Below are 12,411 nucleotides of genomic sequence, written 5' to 3'. Positions count from 1 at the left end.
CCGGTGGAGCGCTTTCCCGGGAACAGAAATGATGAAAACTGCAGGCAAACTTGTCGTCCTTGGCAGTATCAATGCCGATCACATTCTTAACCTTGACGCTTTCCCGACGCCGGGCGAAACCGTCACCGGCCACCATTATCAGGTGGCGTTCGGTGGAAAAGGGGCCAACCAGGCGGTGGCCGCCGGGCGCAGCGGAGCGGATATCGCGTTTATCGCCTGCACCGGCGATGACGATATCGGTGAACGCATCCGTCGTCAGCTGGCGAGCGATAAAATCGACGTGGCGCCCGTGCGCGCGGTTGCCGGGGAAGCGACCGGGGTGGCATTAATTTTCGTTAACGCTGAAGGTGAGAATGTCATCGGTATTCATGCCGGCGCCAATGCGGCGCTTTCCGTCTCCCAGGTTGAGGCGGAAAAAGAGCGTATCGCCAGCGCACAGGCGTTGTTGATGCAGCTGGAGTCGCCGCTGGAGAGCGTCATAGCGGCGGCGAAAATCGCCCATCACCATCACACCACCGTGGTGCTGAACCCCGCGCCAGCGCGTGAACTACCGGATGAACTGCTGGCGCTGGTGGATATTATTACCCCTAACGAAACCGAAGCGGAAAAGCTGACCGGTATTCGCGTTGAGAGTGACGAAGATGCGGCAAAAGCCGCCAACGTGCTGCATGCCAAAGGCATTGGTACGGTGATGATCACCCTCGGCAGCCGCGGCGTCTGGCTCAGTGCCGAAGGCGAAAGCCGCCGGATCCCAGGGTTTCGCGTACAGGCCATTGATACTATCGCGGCCGGTGATACCTTTAACGGCGCGCTGGTGACCGCGCTGCTGGAAGGGACCGCCCTGCCGGAGGCGATTCGCTTTGCGCATGCCGCAGCGGCGATCGCCGTAACCCGCAAAGGCGCTCAGCCGTCCGTGCCTTGGCGCACAGAGATCGATGAATTTTTAGCGCAACAGGGGTAATGCTTGGCTACGATGAAAGATGTGGCCCGCATCGCGGGCGTTTCCACATCGACGGTGTCACACGTCATCAATAAGGACCGCTTTGTCAGCGAGGCGATTACCGCCAAAGTTGACGCTGCGATCAAAAGCCTCAACTACGCCCCCTCTGCGCTGGCGCGTAGCCTCAAGCTCAATCAAACCCGTACCATCGGCATGCTGATCACCGCCAGTACCAATCCGTTTTATTCGGAGCTGGTGCGGGGCGTGGAGCGTAGCTGCTTTGAGCGGGGTTATAGCCTCGTGCTCTGCAATACCGAAGGTGATGAGCAGCGAATGAATCGTAATCTGGAGACGCTAATGCAAAAACGCGTCGATGGATTACTCCTGCTGTGCACGGAGACCCATCAGCCCTCCCCGGAAATCATGCAGCGCTATCCGTCGGTACCGACGGTTATGATGGACTGGGCCCCCTTTGATGGCGATAGCGATCTGATTCAGGATAACTCGCTGCTCGGCGGCGATATGGCGACCCAGTATCTGATTGACCAGGGGCATTCACGCATTGCCTGTATTGCCGGCCCGCTGGATAAAACCCCGGCGCGCCTGCGTCTTGAAGGCTATCATGCCGCGATGGCGCGCTGCGGCCTGCCGGTTGCCGAAGGATACGTGGTGACCAGTGATTTTGAGTTTGGCGGCGGGTTTAGCGCGATGCAGCAGCTGCTGGCGTTGCCGCAGCGTCCGCAGGCGGTGTTTGTCGGTAACGATGCGATGGCGGTTGGCGCTTATCAGGCGTTATACCAGGCCGGGCTGCAGATTCCGCAGGATATGGCGTTGGTGGGCTACGATGATATTGAGCTGGCACGTTATATGACGCCGCCATTGACCACCATTCACCAGCCAAAGGATGAGCTGGGGGAACTGGCCATCGACGTACTGATCCATCGCATGGCCGATCCGCAGCAAAAACAGCAGCGCGTTCAGTTAACGCCGGAGCTGGTGGTTCGCGGTTCCGCTTAGCGTTTATGCCGCTCGCTAATCAGGTTGCGGCCATCCTTCGCTCTTAACAGCATAAACATCAGCGCCGATATAATGGTTATCACGCCCATGGTTATAAAGGTGTAGTGAAACTGCTGTACCGTGCTTGCATTATCAAAACCTTCATAGAAGCGTAGCACCGCAGCGCTGATGGCCACCCCGAGACTAATTGAAAGCTGCTGGGTGACGGCCAGCAGGCTGTTGCCGCTGCTGGCATTATCATCGGTCAGATCGGCCAGGGTAATGGTATTCATGGCGGTAAACTGCGTGGACATCGCCATCCCCAGCACGAACAGCGGCAGAAGAAGCATCCACAGCGGCATCTCTGGCGACTGCAGCGAGAACTGGGCGATCATAAGGCCAATAAACACGGTGATCCCCACCAGGGTCTTACGATAGCCAAACCAGCGCAGCACCTGGGTAACGGTGGATTTCGCAATAATCGAGCCGATAGCGGTGGGGGCGATCATACAGCCGGCGATAATGGCCGGATAGCCGAAACCAACCTGCAGCATCAGCGGCATCAGAAACGGTACGCAGCCGGTACCTAACCGCGTGGCGAGGTTGCCGGCAATGCCGACCGAGAACGTATGGGTCTTAAATAAAGAGAGCGAGATAAGCGGCGTCGGATGGCGACGCGCGTGACGCACATAGGCCACGAGCAGTAACAGACTGACGGCAATCACGGCCAGCGCCTGCCATGTCGCCACGATTTTTTCCCCAAACAGTTCAATACCGCTGGAAAATAACACCAGACTTAAGCCAAATAACAGAAAACCGCCTATATCGAAGCGTCGGCGCGGCGTTGTGAAATTTGGCATGTATTTACGGGCGTACAGAATGCCAATTACGCCGATCGGAATGTTTATCAGGAAAATCCAATGCCAGCTGGCCCAGGTAACAAATACCCCGCCGAGTACCGGGCCCAGAATCGGCCCCACCAATCCCGGCATGGTGACAAAGTTCAGGACCGGCAACAGTTCGCTGCGGGGGTAGGCACGCAGCAGGGCCAGCCTCGCCACCGGCATCATCATCGCCCCACCGATCCCCTGAATTACGCGAAAAATGACCAGTTCCGTTAAGGAACTGGAGAGGGCGCAGGCGAGGGAACCGAGGGTGAACAGGCTAACGGCGATGATAAAGACCCGGCGCGTGCCGAAGCGATCGGCCAGCCAGCCGCTGACCGGGATCAGCATCGCCACCGTCAGCGTATAGCTGATAATGGCCGACTGCATCGCTAAGGGAGAACGATTAAGACTGTGGGCGATAGCCGGGAGGGCGGTGTTAAGAATGGTGGCATCCAGCGCCTGCATAAAGAAGGCCATCGCCGCGATCCACGGCAGGCCAGCCATGCTGCGCCCTTTTTTTCCGCTCATGCCAAATCCTTGTTATTGATTTACGTGGTGTGGGGCGTTCAACAATGCCTGGCAGGCGAGCAACGCCCCCGGCGCATCACTGTTAAGAATGGCATCGACAATCGCCTGGTGGAGATCGAGCTTCACCACTTCATTTTGCGTAATCGACGTGAAGTAGGTGTGGTAGACCGAATGAAACAGCGAGGCGAAAGAGCTGAGGAAAGGATTACCGCTCATTTCATAGATATGTTCATGCCAGGCCATATCGACTTCTATCCAGCGTTCGCGCTGAAAATGGCGTTTCAGAGCAATCATCTCTTCCATTAATGTATTGAGCTGCGCTTTTTGCCCGGCGGTGCCGTTGGCGGCGGCGAGAAAGCAGGCCTGTGGCTCCAGGCTGCTGCGCATGACGAGAAAGTGGCTTACCACCTCTTCGAAGTTATCTTCTGTTAGCCACCAGGAGAGCAGTTCCTTATCAAGGAAATTCCAGCTGCTGCGCGGCATCACCCGGGTGCCAATGCGAGGGCGGGGCAGCAGCATGCCTTTTGCAGTAAGCGTCTTCACCGCTTCGCGGACGGCGGTACGGCTTACGCCGAACTGCTCCCCCAACTCCATTTCGCCGGGAAGAATGCTTTCCGGCTGATATTCGCCAGTCAGTATTTTTTGGGCGAGCTTTTCGGCCAGTACCCAGGAAATGTTCTTTTGTGCCGCCAGTTGCTGTGCGCTTAAAGACATAAATGCCGTTCCTTTCTTTCCTCTACTCTAACAGTATGCCACCAGGCGCCCCGTTTCGTCGGTTAAAACGGCAAAACGGCGGTTTTTTGCGACATTCCTCGCCGCATTGTTGAAAAAAGAGACGGTTGAAAACTTTTTTTGCATTTCCCCTTGTCACCTCAGAATTACTCCCTATAATGCGCCTCCACTGACACGGAACAACGGCAAACAAGCCGCCGGGTCAGCGAGGTTCCGGTGAGAACCTCGCAGAGAAAAGCAAAAATAAATGCTTGACTCTGCAGCGGGAAGGCGTAATATGCACACCCCGCGCCGCAGCGAAAACGAAGCGGCACTGCTCTTTAACAATTTATCAGACAATCTGTGTGGGCACTCAAAGTGACATGGATTCTTAACGTCCTCGGACGAAAAATGAATACCAAGTCTCAAGAGTGAACACGTAATTCATTACGAAGTTTAATTCTTTGAGCATCAAACTTAAATTGAAGAGTTTGATCATGGCTCAGATTGAACGCTGGCGGCAGGCCTAACACATGCAAGTCGAGCGGTAGCACAGAGAGCTTGCTCTCGGGTGACGAGCGGCGGACGGGTGAGTAATGTCTGGGAAACTGCCTGATGGAGGGGGATAACTACTGGAAACGGTAGCTAATACCGCATAACGTCGCAAGACCAAAGTGGGGGACCTTCGGGCCTCATGCCATCAGATGTGCCCAGATGGGATTAGCTAGTAGGTGGGGTAACGGCTCACCTAGGCGACGATCCCTAGCTGGTCTGAGAGGATGACCAGCCACACTGGAACTGAGACACGGTCCAGACTCCTACGGGAGGCAGCAGTGGGGAATATTGCACAATGGGCGCAAGCCTGATGCAGCCATGCCGCGTGTGTGAAGAAGGCCTTCGGGTTGTAAAGCACTTTCAGCGGGGAGGAAGGCGATAAGGTTAATAACCTTGTCGATTGACGTTACCCGCAGAAGAAGCACCGGCTAACTCCGTGCCAGCAGCCGCGGTAATACGGAGGGTGCAAGCGTTAATCGGAATTACTGGGCGTAAAGCGCACGCAGGCGGTCTGTCAAGTCGGATGTGAAATCCCCGGGCTCAACCTGGGAACTGCATTCGAAACTGGCAGGCTAGAGTCTTGTAGAGGGGGGTAGAATTCCAGGTGTAGCGGTGAAATGCGTAGAGATCTGGAGGAATACCGGTGGCGAAGGCGGCCCCCTGGACAAAGACTGACGCTCAGGTGCGAAAGCGTGGGGAGCAAACAGGATTAGATACCCTGGTAGTCCACGCCGTAAACGATGTCGATTTGGAGGTTGTGCCCTTGAGGCGTGGCTTCCGGAGCTAACGCGTTAAATCGACCGCCTGGGGAGTACGGCCGCAAGGTTAAAACTCAAATGAATTGACGGGGGCCCGCACAAGCGGTGGAGCATGTGGTTTAATTCGATGCAACGCGAAGAACCTTACCTGGTCTTGACATCCACAGAACTTTCCAGAGATGGATTGGTGCCTTCGGGAACTGTGAGACAGGTGCTGCATGGCTGTCGTCAGCTCGTGTTGTGAAATGTTGGGTTAAGTCCCGCAACGAGCGCAACCCTTATCCTTTGTTGCCAGCGGTTCGGCCGGGAACTCAAAGGAGACTGCCAGTGATAAACTGGAGGAAGGTGGGGATGACGTCAAGTCATCATGGCCCTTACGACCAGGGCTACACACGTGCTACAATGGCATATACAAAGAGAAGCGACCTCGCGAGAGCAAGCGGACCTCATAAAGTATGTCGTAGTCCGGATTGGAGTCTGCAACTCGACTCCATGAAGTCGGAATCGCTAGTAATCGTAGATCAGAATGCTACGGTGAATACGTTCCCGGGCCTTGTACACACCGCCCGTCACACCATGGGAGTGGGTTGCAAAAGAAGTAGGTAGCTTAACCTTCGGGAGGGCGCTTACCACTTTGTGATTCATGACTGGGGTGAAGTCGTAACAAGGTAACCGTAGGGGAACCTGCGGTTGGATCACCTCCTTACCTTAAAGAACCTGCCTTTGTAGTGCTCACACAGATTGTCTGATGAACGTAAAGAAGCAAGGCGTCTTGCGATTGAGACTTCAGTGTCCCCTTCGTCTAGAGGCCCAGGACACCGCCCTTTCACGGCGGTAACAGGGGTTCGAATCCCCTAGGGGACGCCACTTGCTGGTTCGTGAGTGAAAGACGCGTGCCGATGTATCTCAAAACTCATCTTCGGGTGACGTTTGAGATATTTGCTCTTTAAAAATCTGGATCAAGCTGAAAATTGAAACGACACACAGTTAATGTGTGTTCGAGTCTCTCAAATTTTCGCAATCAGAAGTGAAACATCTTCGGGTTGTGAGGTTAAGCGACTAAGCGTACACGGTGGATGCCCTGGCAGTCAGAGGCGATGAAGGACGTGCTAATCTGCGAAAAGCGTCGGTAAGGTGATATGAACCGTTATAACCGGCGATGTCCGAATGGGGAAACCCAGTGTGATTCGTCACACTATCGTTAACTGAATACATAGGTTAACGAGGCGAACCGGGGGAACTGAAACATCTAAGTACCCCGAGGAAAAGAAATCAACCGAGATTCCCCCAGTAGCGGCGAGCGAACGGGGAGCAGCCCAGAGTCTGAATCAGCTTGTGTGTTAGTGGAACGGTCTGGAAAGTCCGACGGTACAGGGTGATAGTCCCGTACACCAAAATGCACAGGTTGTGAACTCGAAGAGTAGGGCGGGACACGTGGTATCCTGTCTGAATATGGGGGGACCATCCTCCAAGGCTAAATACTCCTGACTGACCGATAGTGAACCAGTACCGTGAGGGAAAGGCGAAAAGAACCCCGGCGAGGGGAGTGAAAAAGAACCTGAAACCGTGTACGTACAAGCAGTGGGAGCACCTTCGGGTGTGACTGCGTACCTTTTGTATAATGGGTCAGCGACTTATATTCTGTAGCAAGGTTAACCGTATAGGGGAGCCGCAGGGAAACCGAGTCTTAACTGGGCGTTAAGTTGCAGGGTATAGACCCGAAACCCGGTGATCTAGCCATGGGCAGGTTGAAGGTTGGGTAACACTAACTGGAGGACCGAACCGACTAATGTTGAAAAATTAGCGGATGACTTGTGGCTGGGGGTGAAAGGCCAATCAAACCGGGAGATAGCTGGTTCTCCCCGAAAGCTATTTAGGTAGCGCCTCGTGAATTCATCTTCGGGGGTAGAGCACTGTTTCGGCTAGGGGGTCATCCCGACTTACCAACCCGATGCAAACTACGAATACCGAAGAATGTTATCACGGGAGACACACGGCGGGTGCTAACGTCCGTCGTGAAGAGGGAAACAACCCAGACCGCCAGCTAAGGTCCCAAAGTCATGGTTAAGTGGGAAACGATGTGGGAAGGCACAGACAGCCAGGATGTTGGCTTAGAAGCAGCCATCATTTAAAGAAAGCGTAATAGCTCACTGGTCGAGTCGGCCTGCGCGGAAGATGTAACGGGGCTAAACCATGCACCGAAGCTGCGGCAGCGACACGATGTGTTGTTGGGTAGGGGAGCGTTCTGTAAGCCTGCGAAGGTGTGCTGTGAGGCATGCTGGAGGTATCAGAAGTGCGAATGCTGACATAAGTAACGATAAAGCGGGTGAAAAGCCCGCTCGCCGGAAGACCAAGGGTTCCTGTCCAACGTTAATCGGGGCAGGGTGAGTCGACCCCTAAGGCGAGGCCGAAAGGCGTAGTCGATGGGAAACAGGTTAATATTCCTGTACTTGGTGTTACTGCGAAGGGGGGACGGAGAAGGCTATGTTAGCCGGGCGACGGTTGTCCCGGTTTAAGCATGTAGGCTGGTTATCCAGGCAAATCCGGATAATCAAGGCTGAGGTGTGATGACGAGGCACTACGGTGCTGAAGTAACAAATGCCCTGCTTCCAGGAAAAGCCTCTAAGCATCAGGTAACATCAAATCGTACCCCAAACCGACACAGGTGGTCAGGTAGAGAATACCAAGGCGCTTGAGAGAACTCGGGTGAAGGAACTAGGCAAAATGGTGCCGTAACTTCGGGAGAAGGCACGCTGGTGTGTAGGTGAAGTCCCTGCGGATGGAGCTGAGACCAGTCGAAGATACCAGCTGGCTGCAACTGTTTATTAAAAACACAGCACTGTGCAAACACGAAAGTGGACGTATACGGTGTGACGCCTGCCCGGTGCCGGAAGGTTAATTGATGGGGTTATCCGTAAGGAGAAGCTCTTGATCGAAGCCCCGGTAAACGGCGGCCGTAACTATAACGGTCCTAAGGTAGCGAAATTCCTTGTCGGGTAAGTTCCGACCTGCACGAATGGCGTAATGATGGCCAGGCTGTCTCCACCCGAGACTCAGTGAAATTGAACTCGCTGTGAAGATGCAGTGTACCCGCGGCAAGACGGAAAGACCCCGTGAACCTTTACTATAGCTTGACACTGAACATTGAGCCTTGATGTGTAGGATAGGTGGGAGGCTTTGAAGCGTGGACGCCAGTCTGCGTGGAGCCAACCTTGAAATACCACCCTTTAATGTTTGATGTTCTAACGTTGGCCCCTGACCGGGGTTGCGGACAGTGTCTGGTGGGTAGTTTGACTGGGGCGGTCTCCTCCCAAAGCGTAACGGAGGAGCACGAAGGTTAGCTAATCCTGGTCGGACATCAGGAGGTTAGTGCAATGGCATAAGCTAGCTTGACTGCGAGCGTGACGGCGCGAGCAGGTGCGAAAGCAGGTCATAGTGATCCGGTGGTTCTGAATGGAAGGGCCATCGCTCAACGGATAAAAGGTACTCCGGGGATAACAGGCTGATACCGCCCAAGAGTTCATATCGACGGCGGTGTTTGGCACCTCGATGTCGGCTCATCACATCCTGGGGCTGAAGTAGGTCCCAAGGGTATGGCTGTTCGCCATTTAAAGTGGTACGCGAGCTGGGTTTAGAACGTCGTGAGACAGTTCGGTCCCTATCTGCCGTGGGCGCTGGAGAATTGAGGGGGGCTGCTCCTAGTACGAGAGGACCGGAGTGGACGCATCACTGGTGTTCGGGTTGTCATGCCAATGGCACTGCCCGGTAGCTAAATGCGGAAGAGATAAGTGCTGAAAGCATCTAAGCACGAAACTTGCCCCGAGATGAGTTCTCCCTGAGACTTTAAGTCTCCTGAAGGAACGTTAAAGACGATGACGTTGATAGGCCGGGTGTGTAAGCGCAGCGATGCGTTGAGCTAACCGGTACTAATGAACCGTGAGGCTTAACCTTACAACGCCGAAGATGTTTTGGCGGGTTTGAGAGAATTTTCAGCTCTGATACAGATTAATCGATACGTTGGTGAGACGTGTTGATAAAACAGAATTTGCCTGGCGGCACTAGCGCGGTGGTCCCACCTGACCCCATGCCGAACTCAGAAGTGAAACGCCGTAGCGCCGATGGTAGTGTGGGGTCTCCCCATGTGAGAGTAGGGAACTGCCAGGCATCAAATAAAGCAGAAAGCCCGGTCGAAAGACCGGGCTTTTTGTTTTATCTGTTGTTTGTCGGTGAGCGCTCTCCAGAGTAGGACAAATCCGCCGGGAGCGGATTTGAACGTTGCGCAGCAACGGCCCGGAGGGTGGCGGGCAGGACGCCCGCCATAAACTGCCAGGCATCAAACAAGTGAAGAGCCCATCCTGCCGGATGGGCTTTTTGCGTTTCTGCCGTCCGGCCAGCGTGCCGGCATGTCCCCCGGTGGCGCTGCGCTTGCCGGGGCTACGGATCCGACACGGGGCTACGTCCCTGTGGCCGGACAAGGTGCGCAGCACCGCCTCCGGGAAAATCCCTCCTATATCACCGTCGATAAATGACTATTGCCTCTCTAACCAACTCACAATAAATGTCGCGATCTGTGGTACATCATTTAAATCCAGCAGCGGAAGTGAGGTCGCGATCGATACATCGCTGGCCACGGCGATGGTATGCTCATCAATTACCAGCTCTTCTACACGATGGCCGCTGTTTTGCCGAAAAAGCAGGATCTTCGGCACGGGTTCATGTTTGAACCCCTCCACTAAAACCAGATCCAGTTTGCTGGCATCCATTCGACTGACCAGCCACGTGAGATCTAATTCCGGCTTCTCTGGCGTCTCGGTCATCAATGCCCACCGCTGTTCGCTGGCGACAATAGTTTGCGCAGCGCCCGCCTTACGCAGTTCATAGCTATCTTTGCCCGGCTTATCCACGTCCATATCATGATGGGTGTGCTTTATCAGTCCCGGGCGTAATCCTAGAGCGCAAAGCTCAGGGATAAGACGCTTTAATAATGTTGTTTTTCCGGTACCGCTCCATGCGGCGATCGCCAGTAATGGGATCATGATGGCTCCTGCATCTGCTGCAAATCTTCGAGCGTATTTACATTAATGAAAGCAGTTTTCACATCGCTGAAATTCACCGGGCGCCCACCCATTTGTCGCATAAAAACCATCACCCTGCGCTCTCCATGAGCCAGATAAGCCTCCAGTTCCGGAATGAGTTGACGATGAACTAATGCAACGGCAGGATGATCCCGTTCGCCGTCATGGGCCCAAACGACCGGTGCGTCCCCTCTCTGCTGGATAAAGCGCTCCACCAAAAAGGACGGAATGAACGGCGTGTCGCAGGGGCAAAAAACAAACCATGGGCTCGCGACCTGCTGCATCACAGCAAGCATTCCGGCCAGCGGCCCCTGATAACCCTCCTGTATGTCTCGAAAGACCGGAAATCCGCTGGCACGCCACTGTTCAAGATGACGATTGGCGCTAATGACTAACTCATCTACCTGCGGGGCTAATGCTTCCGCGACGTGTCGCCAGAGAGGGCGACCATTTAGCGCCTGTAATCCTTTATCAATGCCGCCCATCCGCGTGGCCCTGCCGCCCGCCAGCACGACGCCGGTTATCGCCTCGCTTTGCATATGAATATCGCCTCTTTCATTGTGGGATTGACCCTGTTAACTTGTCCCTATCAAGAGTAAGGAGCATGACCATGAAATGTAAACGTCTGAATGAAGTAATTGAACTCCTCCAGCCAGCCTGGCAAAAAGAGCCTGAACTGAACCTGATGCAATTTTTGCAGAAGCTGGCGAAAGAGGCCGGCTATGATGGCGAACTGAGCGATCTTTCCGACGATATTCTGATCTATCACCTGAAGATGCGCGACTCTTCCAAAGATGCTGTCATCCCGGGTATTCAGAAGGATTATGAAGAGGACTTTAAAACCGCGCTGCTGCGCGCCCGCGGGGTAATAAAAGAGTAAAAGGTTGTAAGCGCTACCGCGTAAAGTGCAATGAGATGATATCCTGAACTATTCGTACGATTATCGGATGTCAGGATGCACGATAAGGCTTTTACTTTTCAGACGCTTCGCCCGGATACCATTATCGATGGGTTATTCGATCTGGGTATGCGGGTGGACTCCGGTCTCACCCCGCTAAACAGCTATGAGAACCGCGTTTATCAGTTCCAGGACGAAGAGCGCCATCGCTATGTGGTAAAGTTCTATCGTCCTGAGCGCTGGTCCGCAGAACAGATCCTTGAAGAACACCAGTTTGCGCTTCAGCTTGTAGAAGATGAAGTGCCCGTTGCTGCGCCGCTCTTATTTAATGACAGCACGCTTCATCAGCATCAGGGATTCTACTTTGCCGTTTTCCCAAGCCTTGGCGGTCGTCAGTTCGAAGCGGATAACCTTGATCAGATGGAATGGGTTGGCCGCTATCTGGGGCGCCTGCACCAGACGGGCCGCAAACAGCGCTTTACTGCCCGCCCGGAAATTGGCGTGCAGGAGTACCTGCTGGAACCGCGTCAGGTGTTTGAGCAGGCGACGCTGATCCCCTCTGGCCTGAAGGCCGATTTCCTGAAGGCGACCGATAAACTCATTGCTGCCGTCATGGAGCAATGGCACGGCCGCGGGAACACGTTGCGCCTGCACGGTGACTGCCATGCCGGTAATATCCTCTGGCGCGACGGACCACTGTTTGTCGACTTAGACGATGCGCGTACCGGCCCGGCGATTCAGGATCTGTGGATGCTGCTCAACGGCGATAAGGCTGAACAGCGTATGCAGCTGGAGACTATTGTCGAGGCCTATGAGGAATTCAGCCCCTTTAACAGCGATGAAATCGCGCTGATTGAACCTTTACGCGCTATGCGACTGGTTTATTATCTGGCGTGGTTGCTCAGACGCTGGGACGATCCCGCTTTCCCGGTCAATTTCCCCTGGTTAACCGGGGAGGATTACTGGCGGGGGCAGACGTCGACTTTTCTTGAGCAGGTGAAGGTTCTACAGGAACCCCCGCTTCAGTTAACGCCAATGTATTAATGTGATATATCCAGGAGAG

The 12,411-nt window shown here is 54.4% G+C and carries 8 protein-coding genes, 1 tRNA gene and 3 rRNA genes; 8 read left to right on the top strand and 4 right to left on the bottom strand.

Annotation, left to right across the window (positions count from 1 at the left end; translation table 11 throughout):
- Positions 1–28 precede the first annotated feature (28 nt).
- Positions 29–961 (top strand): ribokinase, encoded by a 933-nt coding sequence (gene rbsK / locus IB144_RS25880; protein WP_004173836.1) that lies wholly within the window; start codon positions 29–31, stop codon positions 959–961.
- A gap of 3 nt (positions 962–964) precedes the next feature.
- On the top strand, positions 965–1,957 hold the full coding sequence (gene rbsR / locus IB144_RS25875) for a ribose operon transcriptional repressor RbsR (RefSeq protein WP_004187944.1): 993 nt from the start codon (positions 965–967) through the stop codon (positions 1,955–1,957).
- Here rbsR and mdtD read toward each other — a convergent pair.
- Entirely contained in the window at positions 1,954–3,351 is a 1,398-nt protein-coding gene (gene mdtD / locus IB144_RS25870; protein ID WP_002882539.1) for a multidrug transporter subunit MdtD, read from the bottom strand. The genes rbsR and mdtD overlap by 4 nt on opposite strands.
- A gap of 12 nt (positions 3,352–3,363) precedes the next feature.
- On the bottom strand, positions 3,364–4,065 hold the full coding sequence (locus IB144_RS25865; RefSeq protein ID WP_002882540.1) for a FadR/GntR family transcriptional regulator: 702 nt from the start codon (positions 4,063–4,065) through the stop codon (positions 3,364–3,366).
- Between the two features lie 476 nt (positions 4,066–4,541).
- On the opposite strand from IB144_RS25865, the gene IB144_RS25860 reads away from it, so the two are divergent.
- The 4 genes from IB144_RS25860 to rrf all read left to right on the top strand — a co-directional run bounded on the left by IB144_RS25860 (position 4,542) and on the right by rrf (position 9,539).
- A 16S ribosomal RNA gene (locus IB144_RS25860) occupies positions 4,542–6,081 on the top strand.
- 85 nt (positions 6,082–6,166) lie between these two features.
- Positions 6,167–6,242 (top strand) — tRNA-Glu (locus tag IB144_RS25855).
- A gap of 182 nt (positions 6,243–6,424) precedes the next feature.
- A 23S ribosomal RNA gene (locus IB144_RS25850) occupies positions 6,425–9,326 on the top strand.
- 97 nt (positions 9,327–9,423) lie between these two features.
- Positions 9,424–9,539: ribosomal RNA gene (rrf, locus tag IB144_RS25845) — 5S ribosomal RNA — on the top strand.
- The 16S, 23S and 5S rRNA genes sit together here with 1 tRNA gene alongside, the layout of an rRNA operon.
- Before the next feature lie 365 nt (positions 9,540–9,904).
- Here rrf and mobB read toward each other — a convergent pair.
- Together mobB and mobA are read right to left on the bottom strand one after the other, a co-directional pair.
- Positions 9,905–10,411 carry a molybdopterin-guanine dinucleotide biosynthesis protein MobB gene (gene mobB, locus IB144_RS25840; RefSeq protein WP_002882596.1) on the bottom strand — a complete coding sequence of 169 codons (507 nt, stop codon included), beginning with the start codon at positions 10,409–10,411 and terminating at the stop codon, positions 9,905–9,907.
- Positions 10,408–10,989, bottom strand: a complete 582-nt coding sequence (gene mobA / locus IB144_RS25835) for a molybdenum cofactor guanylyltransferase MobA (RefSeq protein ID WP_040215792.1) — start codon at positions 10,987–10,989, stop codon at positions 10,408–10,410. The genes mobB and mobA overlap by 4 nt, the downstream gene beginning before the upstream one ends.
- A 71-nt stretch (positions 10,990–11,060) precedes the next feature.
- Between mobA and IB144_RS25830 the strand changes: the two genes are divergently transcribed.
- Together IB144_RS25830 and IB144_RS25825 are read left to right on the top strand one after the other, a co-directional pair.
- A complete protein-coding gene (locus IB144_RS25830) occupies positions 11,061–11,330 on the top strand; it encodes a YihD family protein (RefSeq protein ID WP_002882612.1) in 270 nt (89 codons plus the stop codon).
- 75 nt (positions 11,331–11,405) lie between these two features.
- Positions 11,406–12,392, top strand: a complete 987-nt coding sequence (locus IB144_RS25825; protein ID WP_004187940.1) for a serine/threonine protein kinase — start codon at positions 11,406–11,408, stop codon at positions 12,390–12,392.
- Positions 12,393–12,411: the final 19 nt, after the last annotated feature.

It is taken from the genome of Klebsiella sp. K4 (assembly GCF_014596785.2).
Lineage (GTDB): Bacteria > Pseudomonadota > Gammaproteobacteria > Enterobacterales > Enterobacteriaceae > Klebsiella > Klebsiella pneumoniae.
This window is presented reverse-complemented; position numbering and strand designations above follow the sequence as displayed.